Origin of the sequence: Prevotella amnii DSM 23384 = JCM 14753 (assembly GCF_000378745.1) — a bacterium.
GTDB lineage: Bacteria > Bacteroidota > Bacteroidia > Bacteroidales > Bacteroidaceae > Prevotella > Prevotella amnii.
The window spans coordinates 26,909-45,851 of record NZ_KB905281.1 but is presented as its reverse complement, the minus strand read 5'-3'; the positions used below and the strand labels follow the sequence as shown (position 1 = coordinate 45,851).

The following is an 18,943-nucleotide window of genomic DNA, read 5'->3' as shown; positions in this document are numbered from 1 at the left end:
TATTGCTGCAATACAAAGGAGAGAAAGCATTTTCAAAACACTCCCAATTAATCTTATTACTAAGTTGGAAAAGGGGATGTTGATGACTAAGCATGTCCTCTAAAGAAGAGAACAAAGAGAGCTGTTTGGATGTACGTTTAAGCATAAATATCTGCAAGAATTATAATGTAAAGGTACAAAAACTTGCAGATATTTGCAAATAATTTATAGCATAATATACTATGAATCAGATGAATATTAGGCTTTTAAGGGTGGACTACTTATACAAAACTTATTACTCCGTTTATAGACTCTTTAGAGTCTTCTTCCTCTTTTGTAATCACCTTTGGCGCATTTATCATTTTTATATCCTCTATATTACGCTTTGTACGTTTATATGTAGGAATGTTCTCTACAGCAAGAATTACATCGTCATTATCTAAATCCTCTGTAGAAAAAAGGTAAACACGAGGCCGTGTTTTCTCCTGTTTACTATCCCCCGTCTCATAATATTCTCCACGACGACGAGCTTTTTCTGCCTCAGCTTCCTTCTCAGCTGCAAGCAATGCTACCTCTTTTTCATCATGCCGCTGTATACGATCCTTCATATCTTCAGAATCAACATCACGTATTCCAAAACCTGTTGCAAGGATAGTTACTTTTACTTTCTTGTCCAATTCTGGATCGGTAGCAACACCCCATTTCAGTTCAAAACGCTCGCTAAACTTTTCCATGAAGGCATTAATCTCACGCATCTCGTCCATAGTAACGCCTGCATTACCACCTTCATCGGCATGAAAATTAATCTGAATAAGAATGCGCTTCGACTTATATATATCATTATTATTAAGCAATGGAGAGTTAAGAGCATCATTAATAGCATTAGTTACACGACCTTCACCTTCACCATACCCAGTACTCATTATAGCAACTCCACCATCTTTCAAAATGGTACGAACATCATTAAAATCGAGATTTATCACACCATGTGTCGTAATAATTTCGGCTATACTCTTAGCTGCTATACTCAAAGTATCATCTGCTTTCTTAAAAGCTGCCATAAGGCTCAGGTCTGGATAAATCTTTAACAAACGCTCATTGTTAATTACTAATAAAGCATCAACATATTTTGCCATCTCTTCCACACCATCTAAAGCCTGATCAATCTTGCGAGTACCCTCAAACTTAAATGGAATGGTAACAATACCCACTGTTAATATATCAAGATCCTTGCTGATACGAGCTATAACAGGGCCTGCACCAGTACCCGTGCCGCCTCCCATACCTGCTGTTATGAAAGCCATCTTTGTGCCGTCTGAAAGCATCTTCTTTATGCTATCAGCAGTATCTTCGGCAGCCTTACGCGCCTTCTCTGGACGATTACCTGCTCCTAAGCCTTCTGTTCCCAACTGAAGATGTACAGGTACAGGAGAATCATTTAATGCCTGAGCATCTGTATTACATACCACAAAGGTAACATCGTGAATACCTTCTTTATACATGTGGTTTACGGCATTACCACCTCCACCACCAACACCTATTACTTTTATAATGCTATCAGTAACATCTTTATCATCAAAGTCTAATATTCTGTTTACATCTGCCATAACTATATGTTCCTTTTATTGCTATCTTTTTTACATTATTTATATAAGACTATATAAGCCCTATTCCTCGTCAGCCTCAAATATTTTGCCACTAATATCTTTTATCTTATTGCTAAACTTACCCCAGAAACTGTTTTTACGCTCTTCTTCTTTCTCTTTACGTATTCTCTCTTCCTCCTCTTCACGTAAGCGACGCTCTTCCTCTTCTCTACGACGACGCTCTTCCTCCTGCTTCTTTTTATCTTCAAGTGTAGGTACCAGCCCCTGCCCTTGTAATGGCTTTGGAGATGATGTGTGAGAATTTTGTGATATAGGAGTACCTGTTACTATCTCTTCTGTACTCGTAAATAAATTATTTGCATTAGGATTATAAGTAGCTCCTGCACAATTCATATCGCCTTTGGCTAAAATGCCAAGAACAGTATTCATATCACCACGCCGTGAGGTAATATCAGATGCACTTGCATTAATAGTGTAAGTTACAAAATTAGCTTTACGTATTTTCCCTATACCTGTAGAATCTCTGAAAGCATGTTCTATATTTGGCAAGTTCATTCCTCCTCCGGTGAGAATAATTCCACCAAGAAGGGTATGTGAATAGTCTGTTGGAACTTGAGCCCAAACATTTTCTATTATTTCTGTAACACGTGCTTCCACCACCTTTATAAACTCGCTACAATCTATTGATTGCTCTTTGTTTACAGTATATTTAGCATTAGTATCTATAGCAGAAGTTTCTGTAAAAGCACTCGCATACTTTAGTTTCATACGCTCTGCGTCCTTTTCATCTATCTGAAGAGAAGCAAGATCTCGTGTAATATTATTACTACCTAAAGGAATTACTGCTAAGTGGCGAAGAAGATTTTTATAATATACCAATACTGTAGTAGTATCGGCACCAAGATCAACAAGTACACAACCTCCACGACGTTCACTCTCACTCAACACACTATCTGCAAGAGCTAAAGGAGCAAGATACATTTCGGCTATCTTAACATCTGCCTTTTGAAAACAATTATTAAGATTATCATAAAAAGACTGACGCCATAAAATGTTTAAAAAGTTACCCTCTAAACGATTTGCCTTTATACCTACAGGATCAATAGCCTTTTGATTATCAACATTATATTCTTGCGTTACAGCATCAAGAATTTCCTGATCAGGATAGCTCATGTTACGATTAGCGTCCATAAGCTCATTTATCATATCACTTGTGATAATAGTATCATTAGGAAGATCTTTGATGATAACATTACGCACACTACGAATAGATTGTCCGCCCACACCTACAAAGACCTGGGTTATTTCATACTTAAGCTGCTTTCTTAGCTTAGTAATAATACTCGTAAGACATTGTGCCGTCTTATCAATATTATATACTATTCCTTTACGAATACATTCTGATGCATTCTCTTTTACTACCGCTGCGACATCAATACTGCCATCGAGCTTCTTTTTACCTGCTATACCTCTAATTTTGGAAGAGCCCAGCTCTATAGCTACTATGAATTCTGCCATATATAAAATGTATTATATTTTTATCTTATCGTTTATATTTATCATTCCGTAGGACCTTCTTCTGCCATTGGACCATCTGTTTTCTTTTCTTTCTTAACCTCTGAAGATTTCTTCTCAAGCACTTCTGGATCGTTTTTTTTAACATCAACAACCTCTGAACGCGTTGTAGGCTTTTCTACACCTGCTTCTTTATGAAGCTGCTTTTTACAAACTATCTGATTGTCAAACTCTAAATTGATATAAGAATATAAGTTCCACCCTACTTTTGACATACCATATTTATAAAACTTACTAAGCCGATCAAGCTTCTTACTTACAAACTCGCGAATACCTCGTTCACGTGCCGACTTATATTTACCATACGGCAGATAGCCTAAAAAGATAATCTGATTACCCACACGAGGCACTAACTCTATACCTCTATCTGGCAAAACATGAATTTGTTCTATCTGGTTTAGCCAAAATGGAGACGCATTTATCTCCTTTGCTAATGAAGATAGATAATATTGTGCGAAAATTCTGTTAATAGACCCTGTCGCTATAATAAGGTCGCTTATATATTTAGAATTAGGAAGAATACCTCCATTATCATCTAAATAATAATCATCGCCATTATCGCTCTTAATACGAATTATAGGCATACGTTGGGTTATATTTATAAAAACAATGCCACTTGTAGTCTTATAACACTGAGCTGTATTTACAAAAGGACCCGTTCTAAGAGTCTCTTCTATACGGCGAGGATTAATTGCTTTCATTGACTTGTTAAGAGGATAGAGCTTAACCTTGTTTAATATATCCTTAACTTCTTCTGCACTAAGAAAACCTGCATTATTAACATCAGATATATTTATTTTTACCTCATTACATACAGCCACATTCTCTTCTGGCTTGTTCCATGAAGTAACAGCCAAAATAAGATAAACTGCCAGCAGAACATCTATCAAAGCAATAGTAATACTCTTCCACCTTATGTACATCGGTATTATTCCTTATCTAATATTATTTGAGATATTTGAGATACATAATCATTTAAGTTACCAGCTCCAAGAATAACAAGCACATCAAAATCGCGCGACTTAACAAAACTAAGTACACTATCCTTTAATATCATTTGTTTTTGGACACCTTCCTTTAAATTGTCATAAATAAGCTTTGAAGTAACGCCTTCTATAGGCTCTTCACGAGCAGGATATATTTCAGTAAGAATAACCTCATCGAAAAAACTAAGCGAATAGGCAAATTCTTTATAAAAATCGCGTGTTCGAGTATAAAGATGTGGCTGAAAGATTACGGTTATCTTACGATTAGAATAAAGCTCTTTTAAGCTTTTAGCACTCTGTAAAATCTCCTTTGGGTGATGTGCATAGTCAGATAAAACAACATGTTTAGCATTCTTAACCTTAAAATCAAAACGCCTATCTACACCACTATAAGTTTTTATTCCTTCACGTATTTCATTAGGTATAACACCATTTAGCTGTGCCATAGCCATTGCTGCTATACTGTTTTCAATATTTATTGGTATAGGTTGCCCAAGCTCTACATCTTTAATAGACTCTATAGGAGATATAAAATCGAATATTATAGTACCATCTTTTATACGGACATTATCAGCATGAAAATCGCCTTCTTCACGACTATACTCATAAACTCTTACCCCCTCTTGTACATTAGGCTTCATCTCAAGATCTTTATGAATTATAAGGGCACCACCTGCTTTTATTAATTCTGTATAATGACGAAAACTCTCTAAATAAGCCTCTTTTGTTCCATATATATCAAGATGATCAGGATCGGTAGAAGTTATTACTGTCATCCAAGGGCGTAACCAATGAAAGGAACGATCAAACTCATCAGCCTCTATTACAACATAATCGCTCTTATTAGACAAAATATAATTAGTACCATAGTTCTTTGAAATACCTCCTAAAAAAGCTGTACAACCCACAGAACTCTGATGCATTATATGAGCACACATACTAGATGTTGTAGTCTTACCATGTGTTCCAGCAAAACATAACCCTCTATGTGTTCTTGTTAACGTACCAAGAACCTGAGCACGCTTTTGAATTTCAAAACCATTCTCTTTAAAAAAAACAAGCTCTTTATGTGAAACAGGTATTGCAGGTGTGTAAATAATTAAAGTGTTTGCTTTATTGCGACAAGCATTAGGTATTAAGTCTATATTCTCTTCATAGTGAATATTCATACCTTCTTTCTGAAGTTGCTTTGTAAGATCTGAAGAAGTCTTATCGTAGCCAGCTACTACACACCCTATATGAAGAAAATAACGAGCTATAGCACTCATACCTATACCACCAGCTCCAATAAAATAAACAGCTTTTATATCTTTCAATTCCATATTCTCTATCAATTAATCAAAAAAAAAGATTATCATTTACATAGCTTTAACACCTCTTCTGCTATTATATCAGAAGCATTATGTAATCCCATCTTTTTAATATTTTTGCTAAGAGTTGCTAACTGGTCGCTATTATTTATAGTGTTAAGTGCTAACTGCAAAAGAGTAGCAGGAGCATCAGCATCACTTACAAACATAGCTGCTCCTTTATTTACTAAAGCCATAGCGTTCTTTGTCTGATGATCCTCTGCTACATTAGGACTTGGCACTAAGATTACAGGCTTCCCTATAAGCTGAAACTCGCTAATAGAACTTGCTCCTGCACGGCTAATTACTAAATCAGCAGCTTTATATGCTGCTCCCATATCACTAATAAAATCCATCACATGAAGATTATCCAGCCCCTTTTTATCTAAAACACTATTAATATTATCAAAATAACGCTTACCTGTCTGCCAAACTATCTGCACATCGCTATTATGAATAAGATCAAGATGCTCTATAATAGATCTATTTATAGTCTGGGCACCCAAGCTACCTCCAACTATAAGAATAGTTTTCTTTGATGGATTAAGACCAAAACTCATACGAGCTTCCTCTTTGGTTATAGTCGTTTCCAAGATGTTTTGACGCACAGGATTACCTGTCATTATAATCTTATCAGCAGGGAAAAAACGTTCCATACCCTCATATGCTACACATATCTTACTCACTTTTTTAGCTAATAGCTTATTAGTAACACCTGCATATGAATTTTGTTCTTGTATCAAACATGGTATACCCATATTAGCAGCCTTATAAAGCGTAGCTCCACTTGCATAGCCACCCACACCAATAACTACATCAGGACGAAAATCTTTAATTATCTTCTTTGCTATACGAAGACTCTTCCATAGCTTTAAAAGAACCTTAATATTATTTAATTTATTAACTCTATCAAACCCTAATATAGGTAATCCTTTTATTGAATATCCTGCAGCAGGAACACGTTGCATCTCCATACGCCCCTCTGCACCTACAAAAAGAATCTTTGCTTTAGGATTTTTTGCTTTTAAAGCATTGGCTATTGACACTGCAGGAAATATATGACCACCAGTACCACCACCGCTAATTATAAATCGTAAATCGTCTTTCATTTATACGTCTATTTTACAATTACAAAGATAAGAAATATTTTTCTATTCTTATTAGTTACTATCAATTTTATACATCTGCAACATTTAATAAAGAAGAAGCATTCTCCTCCTCTTTTTTTACATTTGATCTACGCTTTGCAGAACGACTTATACTAAGAATAGCACCAATATATACACAATTAATAATAGACGAAGTACCTCCTTTACTGATAAGAGGTAAAGGCTGCCCTGTTACAGGTGCTAACCCCACAGCTACAGCCATATTAAACATTGCTTGTGAAACCAACAAGAAAGCTAAACCCATAGCCAAGAAAGTTGGAAAAGAATTTTCACATTTTCGAGCAATAATACCAACACGAATAAAAAGAATCACATAAAGAGCTAATACCACAAACGCTCCTAATATACCTGTCTCTTCTATTATGATAGCATATATAAAATCAGAAAAAGCTTGCGATAAAAAGTCACGCTCATTAGAATTGCCAGGCCCTTTCCCGACTATATTAGACGAAGCTATAGCTATATTAGCATGTGCAACCTGTGCATCTTTATCAAGATCAAAATCTTTTGGAGCAATATATTTATTACTAAAAAACTTATCTATACGAGCTTTCCATGTATCAGCACGATGAAACATTTTCTGAATAAAGCCTGTTTCTTTTTTTTGTTCCTGCGCTGTCGCTGTTTGCTCTGTAAAATTCTGCTTCTTATTTTCAACTTCCACATTCTTACTATTACCTGCAAACATAACAAAAGCTAAACCCAAAAACACTATAAAAAAGATTACCCCTATCAATTTACCTATCTGCTTAAAAGGTACTCTGCCTATAAACATCATAAAGATAACGGTTAAGAAAAGCAATGCTGCAGTAGAGAGATTCTCTAAAAAGATAGGAAAGATAACAACAGTTGATACTATCAATATATATCTTATTGCTTTACGATCTGCACCATGATCCGTTTGCATAGCACTAAGAAGCTGCGCTATCGTCATTATAAGTGCTCCTTTTCCCAATTCTGATGGCTGAAACTGTATTCCTCCTATGCTTATCCAACGACTTGCACCATTAGTAACACCGCCTATTAACATAACAATATATAGTAAGAATATAGAACCTATTAGAAATATTGGTGTAGCTAACTTAAAATATCTACACTCTATATTCAACACAAATATCATGAATACCCAACCTAAAACTAACATCATAGTATGATATATAATAGGTCCCCAGAAGTTTCCTCCCTTATATGATAAAGAACTAGAGGCTGAATACACCTCTATAATACTAATTATACAAAGAAAGAAAAATATCATCCATACTACTTTATCTCCCTTAAATATATTCTTCAACGACTTAACGTTCATTTTTTTATTGGTCTTTTTAAGTTCTATTTAAAAATAAGCTGATTTCATTTTTTTATCTGCATAAACGTAAAAGGTTATCAAAAAAACACTTTTATAGCTCTATACTAAAAGAAAACGTCCACTAATAGCTTTATTTTTAACCGCATACTAATTACTTTTTTATAACGAACGAACCAAAGTCTTAAACTGATTGCCACGATCTTCCATATTCTTAAACAAATCAAAGCTAGCGCAACAAGGACTCAATAAGACCGTATCTCCAGACTTTGCTAACTCTCTACAGGCTGCTACGCAATCTTTCATGGAATGAGTATCACGCGTAGTTATACCAAGATTATCAAAATTATCGTGTAATTTTTTATTATCAGCACCTAAATAAACTATAGCCCTACACTTCTGTTTAACAAGATCCTTTATAGCATCGTAATTGTTTCCTTTGTCCCTACCACCAAGAATAAGCACAGTAGGTGTAACCATACTTTCAAGAGCATACCAACAGGCATCTACATTGGTAGCTTTAGAATCATTAATATACTGTACTCCTGAAACTTTGCATACCTTTTCCAAACGATGTTCTACACCTTTGAAATCACTTAAACTTTTACGAATATTTTCTTTTTTTATACCACCTATATTAGCAGCTATACCTGCAGCAAGAGAATTGTATATATTATGCTTACCTGTAAGCGATAAATCTTCTTGCTCCATATTAAATGGAATAGGCTTCTCTATAGTGTACATTCCTTCTTCAATATATCCTATGCTGCCAGTTTCTTTTAATTCAGAAAAAGGATATTGCACAGCCTTTACATCAAACTTTTCTAACTCTTTCTTTATAACGGGATCATCTTTCCAATAAATAAAACTATCTTCTTTTGTTTGGTTCTGAATAATACGCATCTTAGCATTAGCATAATTCTCAAATTTATACTCATAACGATCAAGATGATCAGGAGTAATATTAAGAAGAATAGCTATATTTGCACGAAATTTATACATATTATCTAATTGAAAACTACTTAACTCGATAACATAATATGCATGTGGCGATTCAGCTACTTGAAGAGCAAGACTTTTACCTATATTACCTGCAAGTCCTACATCATAACCAGCATCTTTAAAAATATGAAAGATCAAACTTGTAGTGGTTGTTTTGCCATTACTACCAGTAATACATATCATCTTAGACGTTGTATATCTTCCAGCAAACTCTATCTCGCTGATAATAGGTATACCACGTTTTATAAGTTTCTGCACCATAGGTGCTTCCTTTGGAATACCCGGACTTTTTATAACTTCATCAGAATCAATAATCTTAGCTTCAGTATGTACACCTTCTTCCCAATCTATATTATGGTCATTAAGCATTTTTTTATACTTATCCTTAATAACCGACATATCCGAAACAAATACTTCAAAGCCTTGCTTTTTAGCAAGTATGGCAGCTCCAGTACCACTTTCACCTGCCCCTAATATTACCATCTTTTTCATATTATATATGCCCTTTCTTATCTTAACTTCAGCGTAATAATTGTAAATGCTGCTAAAATAATAGAAATTATTACAAAACGTATCACTATCTTACTCTCATGCACAGCGCTATGAGGCTTTGTAAAAACATACTTACAATCAGGATCAAGCTGTGAATCAAGAGTTCGAAAAGCATCATGAATAGGTGTACGCTTAAATATGCGTTGTTTTATACCCTTATGCTTACCTATCCTATAATACCATACCTGTATAATTACGCTTAAACTCTCTACAAAAAATATTCCACAAAGAATAGGTAAGAGCAACTCTTTATGAATAATTATAGCACCTACAGCTATAATTCCACCTATTGTCAAACTACCTGTATCTCCCATAAACACCTGAGCAGGATAAGCATTATACCATAAAAAGCCTATTAATGCACCTATAAAAGCAGAAAAGAAAATCACTAACTCTTCTGAGCCTGGTATAAACATTATGTTCAGATAAGCAGCATATTGATAATGGCTACTTACATAAGCCAATATTCCTAAGACTACACCTATTACAGCAGAATTACCTGCACACATACCGTCCATACCATCATTAAGATTAGCACCATTAGAAACCGCAGTTACCACGATAATAGTCATAATAACAAATAAGATCCAACCTGCAGCAGTCTTATATTCTCCCATAAAACCCATTATTTCAGAATAATCGAGATTATGATTCTTAACAAATGGTATTGTTGTCTTTAATGTCTTTATAGCTGTCTGATGATGATGAATAATAGTTTCCGTGTTATTTTTATTAGGGATTTCCTCATTTAGATTTGCCTTTACATCAGGAGAAGTCCAAAGAGTTAAACCTACTATAAGTCCGATACTTATCTGCCCTACTATCTTATATTTACCTTTTAAGCCCTCCTTACTATGGCGAAAGATTTTAATAAAATCGTCCATTCCTCCTAAAAATCCAAGCCATATAGTAGTAATTATCATCAATAAAAGATATATATTACGAAGTCTACCGAACAGGATAACAGGAACTAACAATGCTACTATGATTATAATACCGCCCATAGATGGAACTCCAATCTTATTAATTCCAAACGGATCTATACTTGCATCACGCTGCGTCTCAGTTATCTGTCTACGCTTTAAATACTTAATAAACCGTTCTCCGAACCAAGCTGAGATGATTAAAGCAAGAATCATCGCAAGAATAGCACGAAAACTAATATAACTCCAAAGGTGAGTGCCACTAATGCCATATTCACCTAACCATCTAAAAATATAGTACAACATCTTGTTATATTGATATGTTTGGTTATGATTATTGCTTATTTAATATTAAAAATATCTCGAAGTACTTCATGATCATCGAAATGATGCTTAACTCCTTTTATTTCCTGATAATCTTCATGTCCTTTTCCTGCAACAAGAATTACATCTCCTTTTTTAGCTAACTTTGCTGCAGTGCGCATAGCTTCACGCCGATCGACAATAGTTAATACCTTATTAAGTTGAGTTTCATCAAGTCCTGCCACCATATCATTTATAATATCTTGCGGATCTTCAAACCTCGGATTATCACTAGTTAATATAACTACATCACTATGTTTTACAGCTTCCTGTGCCATAAGCGGACGTTTACCTTTATCTCTATTTCCCCCAGCTCCACATACTGTGATAATCTGTCCCGTTTTACCTTCCATAACGTCATGAATAGCACTTAAAACATTAGATAACGCGTCTGGTGTGTGTGCATAATCGACTATGGCTGTAAAACCTTCTGGAGAACGAATAGGCTCAAGACGCCCATTAACACTCTTCAAAGTGCTAAGCACTAACAGAATGTCATCTTTCGATTTTCCTAACATTACTGCTGCACCATAAACAGCCAACAAATTACTTACATTAAATTTTCCGATAAATTGCACTCCTACTTCCTTTCCATCTATATCAAGATACATACCTTCAAAATGGCATTCTATTATCCTTGCTCGAAAATCTGCCATGCGCTGTATAGAATATGTCTTAATATTTGCCTTACAATTTTGTACCATTATCATACCATTCTTATCATCGGCATTAGTAATAGCAAAGGCTTTCTTTGGAAGACTATCAAAAAACATTTTCTTTGCATTACGATAATTTTCGAAAGTCTTATGATAATCAAGATGATCACGTGTAAGATTAGTAAAAATACCTCCAGTAAAATAAAGTCCACCGATACGATGCTGGTGAATAGCATGGCTGGAACATTCCATGAAAGCATATTCACATCCTGCTTCAACCATCTTACAAAGTAGCTGATTTAGATCTATAGGATCAGGGGTAGTATGCTCTGTATGATGTGCCTCTGCATCAATATAGTTACAAACGGTTGATAAAAGCCCTACTTTATAACCAAAGGCTCTAAACATATTATATAATAATGTGGCTATAGTAGTTTTTCCATTAGTACCAGTAACACCTACTAACTTTAATTTTTTTGAAGGATTTCCATAAAACATTGTGGCTATTTTCCCCACTTCTTTCTCTGTAGATTCTACCTGAATGTATGTAATTCCGTCTTTTAATTCGCTTGGTACATCTTCTAATAGTATTGCTTTCGCACCAGATTCTATTGCTTTATTTATAAAACAATGACCATCTACTTGTGTACCCTTTATAGCTACAAAGATATGTCCTACATCTATCTTTCTGCTATCAATATTAACACCAGTTATATCAATATCAGTATCACCTGTGATACTTAAAGTTTTCACTTCACTTAATAAGTCAGTTAACTTCATAATCTATTAACTTTTAATATTTTTATTCATTATTTTTACCACGTTACACTCTAATTCAATGTTATAAAACAGGTCTCTCCTCGTTTTATCTTTTCGCCAGGTACTAAGCTTTGCTTAGTTACCTTACCACAACCCATTATTCTTACCTTTAAGCCTCGTTGCTCTAAAAGATAAACAGCATCACGAGCACCCATGTTATACACATTGGGTACTACCTTCTTATTATTATAATTTTGTCTTTGAAAGGCTATTGAATAATGTGTACTATTTACAATTCCCCATATAGGATTGCCAAAAGGATAAGTACCTCCCCAGCCATTTTTTGGAGAATAACCTAATGCATTTAATACATAATCAGCAGCAAGAAGATTTCCGGTTTTAGCTGGTGGGATAAGAATAGATGAAGGCTCTCGAGCATCTGTTACACTAAGTTTTAAGTCGCGTGCCATAATACCTTCTGCTATATGATGGAAAACTACTCCGCTCATACCTCCACCAGAAGCTGGTAAGCCCGTCTTTTGTATACACACTATACAGCTATATTTAGGTTTATCAGCTGGGAAAAAACCAGCAAAACTTAATAAATAGTTAGTCCCACCTGCTTTATACCCAAGAGCACCCTTTGAAATTTGGGCTGTTCCTGTCTTACCTGCTACGGCAAACTTATCTGAACCAGCTTTCTTTCCAAGACCTTCAGAGACTACTTCTGTTAATATTCTGCGTATCTTCGTGATAGTACTTTCTTTTGCTATTTGATTTTTTATCACTTCTGGAGGATATTCTGCTATTACTTGCCCATTCTTTACTATCTGTTTTACAAAACGCGGACGCATCATCTTCCCATTATTTGCTATAGCATTATAAAAAGTTAGTGTAGATATTGGAGGTATCTGGCTTTCATAACCTATGCTCATCCATGGCAATGCTGTAGCACTCCAGTTGTAATATTGTCCACGTTTGTTTTTTCGTGGCATACGTATTTTTGCAGGTGAATAGCCTACAATGGGTAAATGTAAATCGGTTGCTAATCCAAGATCATATATACCTTGTACAAATTTCTCAGGATTCTTATGATAATAAATGTCAATAATACGACTTACACCTATATTTGAGCTATATTTCAGTGTCCACGGTAGCATAAGATTACCATATCCTCCCTTTCGCCAATTGTGGTCTTTCATCTCTCTACCGTACATATTCCAAACACCCGTACCTGTTGCTATGGTGTAAGTGGTATCAACTAATCCATCATCGAGTATGGTCATTATAGAAGCTGTCTTAAATACCGACCCTGGCTCTAACAAATCGCTCACTGCATGGTTTTTTATCTCACGATATTCACCATCTTCACATTTATCCATATTGACAATAGCTTTCACATCTCCTGTTGCTACCTCCATAACAATAGCTACACCTACATTACCATTTATCTCCTTTAGCTCATTTATCAAAGCACGCTCTGCTAAATCTTGCATACTAACATCTATTGTTGTGATAATATCTGCACCATCTACAGGTGCTGTATCAGTAATGTTAAGAAATTTATTCCTTACCTTTCTACGATGAATAATACCATTAGTACCACGTAAAATAGAATCAAAGGACAATTCTAAACCGCACCGAGCAGTATCTTTTGCCCCAAACATATCGCCTATAGTACGCTGTGCTAATGAGCCAAAAGGACGCCGACGTGCATTAAACTCTTCCCAATGAAAACCACTTTTAAACTTTGAAAGATGAAATATTGGCAAACTTTGCACATCTTTAAACGTATTATAAGCTATACGCCCGTCCCATATTGCCCAATGACGACTTTTCTTATGATACCCCTCTAATAAATGTTGCTTAAAAGATTGAGCAGATTTCTCTGGAAATATCTCATTAAGACCTTTACTAATATAATCAACACTATCCACAAAAGCTGTATCATTACCTGCTTCGGATAAAGCCTTAAAATCCATATATACCTTAAATTCTGGCAAAGAGCTCGCCATCAGCTCTCCGTCTCCACTCAATATATTACCTCTTATAGGTTTTATCTTAACACTATCTTTCTTTTGCAAAGCAGCCACTTGCATCCAATAATCCTTCTTTACGGTCATTGTATTAGCTGCCTTCATCATTATTAGAAAAGCAAATATAACTATACCTACCGTAGTAAAAAAATACCACTTTATGCTTTCTTTATTATTAAACCTATTCATGCTATTCTTTTATTCTGGAACATTTATTATATAGGGAGGCCTATCTGATATTTTAAGCACACTGTCTTTATTGTTTTTAAGCAACTCGAGTATATGGCTTTCACGCGTCTTCTCTGTTAGCTGACTACTACTTGAGAGAGCTCTATACTTAGCATCTTCCAGCTCTGTATTCAGCTTATCTATCTCTATCAAATACTTCTGAGCATTATATCTATTAGTAATATAAATAATAATAAATAACACTATTAACAGGATCAAACCTATATTATTGCGAAGCACTTGAGCTGAAAGAATATCTCCACCTATAATCTTGGTAAAAGTAAAACTAGACGACTGCGGCTTCTCGCCCTCTTGAGCTTGATCTTGCAAAGCTCTTTCTATCCTATCTATCCTTTCTTCTACCTCAGACTCTGCTTCCTTTTCTTCATCTTCTTTTACTTCTTCTTTTCCCTCAACAGATAATGTATGCACCTCTGCTAACTGTTCTTCTTTTATAGGTAAAACAGTATTATCTGCTATTTCCTCTTTTTTATCCTCTTTCTTCATGTTTCTTCTCTGCAATTCTTAATTTTGCACTACGACTTCGAGGATTTCTCTCTATTTCTTCATCTGTGGCAACAATCACTTTGTTATTTACCAACTTAAAAGGAGTTTTTATCCTACCAAAGAAATCTTGAGAAATCTTTCCTTCCGCATTACCAGATTTCATAAAATTCTTAACCAAACGATCTTCTAACGAATGGTAAGTTATCACAGACAAACGCCCACCAGGGGCTAAAAGCTCTATCGCCGATGTAAGCATCTTGGTTAAAGCCTGCATTTCCTGATTCACTTCTATACGCAGGGCTTGAAACAGCTTTGCCATATCTTTCTTTTCCCTAACACGCATAAAAAAAGGATTGACTATTTTTAAAAAGTCCGTTGTAGTCCTTATAGCTTTATTTGCCCTACCCTTTACTATCGCAGCAGCAATACGCTTAGACTGTTTCAGCTCACCATAGACATAAAATAGTCTCGCCAAATCTTCCTCCTTATAATCATTTAAAACATCAAAAGCCTGCTTACCAGACTCCTTATTCATACGCATATCTAAAGGAGCATCATCAAAACGAAAAGAAAAACCACGATTTTCATCATCAAAATGATGACTACTAACACCCAAATCGGCTATCAATCCATCTATTTTATCTACACCATAATAACGCATCCAATTCTTTAGATACCTAAAGTTAGAGCGCACAAAAGTAAATTTCTTACTAATTTCTTTATCACTTTCAGTAAGATACTTTATGTTCTGCTCTGCATCTAAATCTTGATCAAAACTATAAAGATGGGCATTGCCTGATAAATGGGATAATATCTCTCTACTATGGCCACCACCACCAAAAGTAACATCTACATAGATGCCACCCTTACGAATGTTTAACCCATCAACACTCTCTTTGAGAAGAACGGGAACATGGTAACTTTCAGCAGTTTTTATCATTATAGTTGCTATTATTATTGTTGTTTCTTAAAAATATCTTTTTATGGCATTTAAAATGCCTTCATTACTTTTCCATTAAGTCTTCTAAAGCTTTTCCTAACTCTTCATAGGGCATAAACTCCTCTAAAGTGTTACCCTTTGACCATATTTCTATGCTATCATCCATACCTATAAAACTTATCTCTTGCTCTATATTTGCAAGACAGAGATAACGCTTAGGTATAAGTATCCTACCGTTAGTATCTAAAGTAATCACCTCTACATCAGAAACATACTGACGGTAAACCATCTGGTCACGCTTATTCCACCTACTTAGCTTGGCTCTTAAAGTATCTAACCTATCATTCCACACCGACTGTGGATAAAGCACAAGGCACGGCTCAAAAAGATCTTTTCGCATAATAAGAGATTCTTCGCCAGACACACTTAGTATCTTACGAAACGTAGATGGGAAAAAAGCCCTACCCTTTACATCTACCCTTGCATCTACATTGCCAAGAAACCTCATAATAACAATTTTATTTTTACACAATACCTAAGTAGACCCCAAAGTTACATAAATTTCACCACATTCCTCCACATTCCCCCACAATATTTTATCCAACTAAGAGTTTTTCCTTTTTTTACTATACGGGTGATATCAAAAAAAGTGAGAAATAAAATTTAATTAATATAACAAATTACGCATATATTTCAATATTTATACTAATAACATGGTAATTTCCAAAAATATTTATTTATTTTTGCATATTGTTTTGAGAAATGAAGAATATGGGAGAAAGTATTCAGAAAACTATTGATATTGAGAACATTCTCAAGAGTAAAATGGGAAACAAAGCAAGGTTTGTACCTCGCTTTGCTATTAACTGGTTAAAGGGCATAATCCACGAAGAACAAGTAAACAAATTTCTATGGGATTCAAGGTCCTTTTCAGGTACAGAATGGCTTGAGGAATGTATGAAATATCTCGGTATGACGCTCAAAATAAATGGTTTAGAAAATTTGCCTAAGAAAGATGACGGTAAGTTTTATACCTTTGTTTCAAATCATCCTTTAGGTGGTCAAGATGGTGTTGCGCTTGGTGCTATAATAGGGCGGCATTATGACGGTAAGTTTAAATATTTAGTTAACGACCTATTATTAAATCTGCCCAGTCTAAAGCCTATAAGCATAGGTATAAACAAAACAGGAAAACAACACAGAGACTTCCCTAAAATGATTGAAGCTGCCTTTCAAAGCAATAATCACATCATAATGTTCCCAGCCGGGCTTAATAGCAGAAAGATAAATGGGCATATACATGACCTTCCTTGGAAAAAGACCTTTATCACCAAAAGCGTAGAATATAAACGCGACATAGTACCTATTTTCTTTGGTGGGCAAAACTCTGAACGCTTCTATCGCATTGCTCATTTTAGCGATAAATACTTAAAAAAGATAAACTTAGCAATGCTATTTCTTGTTGATGAAATGTATAAAAATATAGGAAAAACTTTTTACATAAACATAGGCAAGCCTATACCTTGGCAAACCTTTGATAAGAGTAAAACTCCTAAAGAGTGGGCAAAATATGTAGAAGATAAGGTTTATGAATTATAATAAAACTATTATCTTAACACAAACAAACACAAGACACTTTTAAGTAACCATATTTATGGAAGAAGAAATAATTAAGCCTGTGGATAAGGCTCTAATAAAGAGCGAGCTTACATTAGATAAATTACTGCGCAAGACAAATAAAAGCCACAACGAAGTATATGTTGTAACTGCACAAAACTCGCCAAACACTATGTTAGAGATAGGACGCTTACGCGAGGAAGCTTTCAGAACTGCAGGTGGAGGAACAGGTAAAGCTGTTGATATAGATGATTTCGATTCGATGGAGAATTGTTGTAAACAGCTTATAGTATGGAATCCTGAAGCAGAAGAAATAATAGGAGGATATAGATATATCTTTGGAGAAGATTGGAAAAAAGATGCTAACGGACAGCCTTTACTTGCTACAAGCCACATGTTCCACTTCTCTGAAAAATTTATGAAAGAGTATGCTCCTTACACCGTAGAGCTTGGCAGATCTTTCGTATCTTTAGGATATCAAAACATAAGACGCAACTCTAAAAGTATTTTCGCTCTTGATAACCTTTGGGACGGCTTAGGAGCTCTTACCGTATTAAAGCCTAACTGTAAATACTTTTTTGGTAAGGTTACTATGTACCCTTCTTACATAAGACGAGGGAGAGATCTCATTCTTTATTTCCTAAAAAAATATTTCGATGATAAAGAAAACCTTATTATTCCTATCAAACCTCTAAAAATTGATACCCCTGAAGACGAACTTAAAAAATTCTTCTCCGGCGACAACTTTAAAGAAGATTACAAGCTCTTAAATACCGAAATACGCAACTTAGGTTATAATATTCCTCCATTAGTAAATGCGTATATGAACCTATCACCTACTATGAAAACATTTGGCACTGCCATTAACTATGGTTTTGGAGAAGTGGAAGAAACAGGAATACTTATAGCTATTGACGAAATATTTGAAGAAAAACGCATTCGTCACATAGAAAGCTACGCTAATGAGCACCCAGAGTCAATAGCTTTTACAAGTGGGGCTAATAAGTTAATATACAAAATAGATAAAAAACAAATATAATAACATAAGAAAGTTGCTAATCACTTTATAAATAATATAAATATAAGGCTATATCTTAATAAATAAAAACACCTCTATATAAGGTTAAAATAACAATGCTATAAACAACAAAAAAACAAGTACGAAAAAGAAAAATAAGTTATTTTTATAGCATTTTTAATCTATTTTTATATTAAAAATAAGTTATTTTTCCTACAAAAAGGTACTTTCTTTTTTAGAAAAAGATTATATCTTAGGCTTATAAACGCCACCTCTTTACAACAAAAAGCTTGCTATATTATTTACTTATACCTGCTCTTTCTAAAAAAAAAGCGAATATGTAGATTATTACATATTCGCTTAATAATTATATT

15 protein-coding genes and 1 pseudogene are annotated in these 18,943 nt (G+C 34.7%); 2 read left to right on the top strand and 14 right to left on the bottom strand.

Annotation, left to right across the window (positions count from 1 at the left end):
- The 14 genes and pseudogenes from F596_RS11880 to F596_RS0106750 form a co-directional block, all read right to left on the bottom strand.
- Positions 1 to 145, bottom strand: a pseudogene (locus F596_RS11880) (IS5/IS1182 family transposase); the annotation flags it as partial.
- Between the two features lie 115 nt (positions 146 to 260).
- Positions 261 to 1,586, bottom strand: coding sequence for a cell division protein FtsZ (gene ftsZ, locus F596_RS0106810; protein WP_019036360.1), 1,326 nt, complete (start codon positions 1,584 to 1,586; stop codon positions 261 to 263).
- A 60-nt stretch (positions 1,587 to 1,646) separates the two neighbouring features.
- Positions 1,647 to 3,104 carry a cell division protein FtsA gene (ftsA, locus tag F596_RS0106805; RefSeq protein ID WP_008447114.1) on the bottom strand — a complete coding sequence of 486 codons (1,458 nt, stop codon included), beginning with the start codon at positions 3,102 to 3,104 and terminating at the stop codon, positions 1,647 to 1,649.
- A gap of 41 nt (positions 3,105 to 3,145) precedes the next feature.
- On the bottom strand, positions 3,146 to 4,084 hold the full coding sequence (locus F596_RS0106800) for a cell division protein FtsQ/DivIB (protein WP_019036359.1): 939 nt from the start codon (positions 4,082 to 4,084) through the stop codon (positions 3,146 to 3,148).
- Positions 4,085 to 4,089: 5 nt separating this feature from the next.
- A complete protein-coding gene (murC, locus tag F596_RS0106795; RefSeq protein ID WP_019036358.1) occupies positions 4,090 to 5,469 on the bottom strand; it encodes a UDP-N-acetylmuramate--L-alanine ligase in 1,380 nt (459 codons plus the stop codon).
- A gap of 32 nt (positions 5,470 to 5,501) precedes the next feature.
- Entirely contained in the window at positions 5,502 to 6,605 is a 1,104-nt protein-coding gene (gene murG / locus F596_RS0106790; RefSeq protein ID WP_019036357.1) for an undecaprenyldiphospho-muramoylpentapeptide beta-N-acetylglucosaminyltransferase, read from the bottom strand.
- A 67-nt stretch (positions 6,606 to 6,672) separates the two neighbouring features.
- The gene (locus F596_RS0106785) at positions 6,673 to 7,971 is read right to left on the bottom strand and encodes an FtsW/RodA/SpoVE family cell cycle protein (protein ID WP_019036356.1); all 1,299 of its coding nucleotides are present in this window, start codon (positions 7,969 to 7,971) and stop codon (positions 6,673 to 6,675) included.
- Between the two features lie 159 nt (positions 7,972 to 8,130).
- Complete coding sequence (murD, locus tag F596_RS0106780) at positions 8,131 to 9,462, bottom strand: UDP-N-acetylmuramoyl-L-alanine--D-glutamate ligase (protein ID WP_019036355.1); 1,332 nt, start codon at positions 9,460 to 9,462, stop codon at positions 8,131 to 8,133.
- Positions 9,463 to 9,479: 17 nt separating this feature from the next.
- Positions 9,480 to 10,751: a phospho-N-acetylmuramoyl-pentapeptide-transferase gene (locus F596_RS0106775; RefSeq protein ID WP_019036354.1), complete on the bottom strand. Its 1,272-nt coding sequence runs from the start codon at positions 10,749 to 10,751 to the stop codon at positions 9,480 to 9,482.
- Positions 10,752 to 10,786: 35 nt separating this feature from the next.
- The gene (locus tag F596_RS0106770) at positions 10,787 to 12,244 is read right to left on the bottom strand and encodes a UDP-N-acetylmuramoyl-L-alanyl-D-glutamate--2,6-diaminopimelate ligase (protein ID WP_019036353.1); all 1,458 of its coding nucleotides are present in this window, start codon (positions 12,242 to 12,244) and stop codon (positions 10,787 to 10,789) included.
- A gap of 50 nt (positions 12,245 to 12,294) precedes the next feature.
- The gene (locus F596_RS0106765) at positions 12,295 to 14,448 is read right to left on the bottom strand and encodes a penicillin-binding protein (protein ID WP_019036352.1); all 2,154 of its coding nucleotides are present in this window, start codon (positions 14,446 to 14,448) and stop codon (positions 12,295 to 12,297) included.
- Between the two features lie 9 nt (positions 14,449 to 14,457).
- Positions 14,458 to 14,994 (bottom strand): FtsL-like putative cell division protein, encoded by a 537-nt coding sequence (locus tag F596_RS0106760; RefSeq protein WP_019036351.1) that lies wholly within the window; start codon positions 14,992 to 14,994, stop codon positions 14,458 to 14,460.
- Positions 14,978 to 15,934 carry a 16S rRNA (cytosine(1402)-N(4))-methyltransferase RsmH gene (gene rsmH / locus F596_RS0106755; RefSeq protein ID WP_019036350.1) on the bottom strand — a complete coding sequence of 319 codons (957 nt, stop codon included), beginning with the start codon at positions 15,932 to 15,934 and terminating at the stop codon, positions 14,978 to 14,980. Before rsmH ends, F596_RS0106760 begins: the two co-directional genes overlap by 17 nt.
- A gap of 64 nt (positions 15,935 to 15,998) precedes the next feature.
- Positions 15,999 to 16,442, bottom strand: coding sequence for a division/cell wall cluster transcriptional repressor MraZ (locus F596_RS0106750; protein ID WP_008447059.1), 444 nt, complete (start codon positions 16,440 to 16,442; stop codon positions 15,999 to 16,001).
- Positions 16,443 to 16,705: 263 nt separating this feature from the next.
- On the opposite strand from F596_RS0106750, the gene glsA reads away from it, so the two are divergent.
- A complete protein-coding gene (glsA, locus tag F596_RS0106745) occupies positions 16,706 to 17,533 on the top strand; it encodes a lyso-glycine lipid O-acyltransferase GlsA (RefSeq protein ID WP_024992698.1) in 828 nt (275 codons plus the stop codon).
- Between the two features lie 55 nt (positions 17,534 to 17,588).
- Complete coding sequence (glsB, locus tag F596_RS0106740; protein ID WP_008447097.1) at positions 17,589 to 18,590, top strand: glycine N(alpha)-acyltransferase GlsB; 1,002 nt, start codon at positions 17,589 to 17,591, stop codon at positions 18,588 to 18,590.
- The last annotated feature ends 353 nt before the right edge of the window (positions 18,591 to 18,943 follow it).

Excerpts from the sequence above, each read along its gene's own strand:
- ftsZ (WP_019036360.1), bottom strand. The coding sequence starts at position 1,586 with ATGGCAGATGTAAACAGAATATTAGACTTTGATGATAAAGATGTTACT.
- ftsA (WP_008447114.1), bottom strand. The coding sequence starts at position 3,104 with ATGGCAGAATTCATAGTAGCTATAGAGCTGGGCTCTTCCAAAATTAGA.
- F596_RS0106800 (WP_019036359.1), bottom strand. The coding sequence starts at position 4,084 with ATGTACATAAGGTGGAAGAGTATTACTATTGCTTTGATAGATGTTCTG.
- murC (WP_019036358.1), bottom strand. The coding sequence starts at position 5,469 with ATGGAATTGAAAGATATAAAAGCTGTTTATTTTATTGGAGCTGGTGGT.
- murG (WP_019036357.1), bottom strand. The coding sequence starts at position 6,605 with ATGAAAGACGATTTACGATTTATAATTAGCGGTGGTGGTACTGGTGGT.
- F596_RS0106785 (WP_019036356.1), bottom strand. The coding sequence starts at position 7,971 with ATGAACGTTAAGTCGTTGAAGAATATATTTAAGGGAGATAAAGTAGTA.
- murD (WP_019036355.1), bottom strand. The coding sequence starts at position 9,462 with ATGAAAAAGATGGTAATATTAGGGGCAGGTGAAAGTGGTACTGGAGCT.
- F596_RS0106775 (WP_019036354.1), bottom strand. The coding sequence starts at position 10,751 with ATGTTGTACTATATTTTTAGATGGTTAGGTGAATATGGCATTAGTGGC.
- F596_RS0106770 (WP_019036353.1), bottom strand. The coding sequence starts at position 12,244 with ATGAAGTTAACTGACTTATTAAGTGAAGTGAAAACTTTAAGTATCACA.
- F596_RS0106765 (WP_019036352.1), bottom strand. The coding sequence starts at position 14,448 with ATGAATAGGTTTAATAATAAAGAAAGCATAAAGTGGTATTTTTTTACT.
- F596_RS0106760 (WP_019036351.1), bottom strand. The coding sequence starts at position 14,994 with ATGAAGAAAGAGGATAAAAAAGAGGAAATAGCAGATAATACTGTTTTA.
- rsmH (WP_019036350.1), bottom strand. The coding sequence starts at position 15,934 with ATGATAAAAACTGCTGAAAGTTACCATGTTCCCGTTCTTCTCAAAGAG.
- F596_RS0106750 (WP_008447059.1), bottom strand. The coding sequence starts at position 16,442 with ATGAGGTTTCTTGGCAATGTAGATGCAAGGGTAGATGTAAAGGGTAGG.
- glsA (WP_024992698.1), top strand. The coding sequence starts at position 16,706 with ATGGGAGAAAGTATTCAGAAAACTATTGATATTGAGAACATTCTCAAG.
- glsB (WP_008447097.1), top strand. The coding sequence starts at position 17,589 with ATGGAAGAAGAAATAATTAAGCCTGTGGATAAGGCTCTAATAAAGAGC.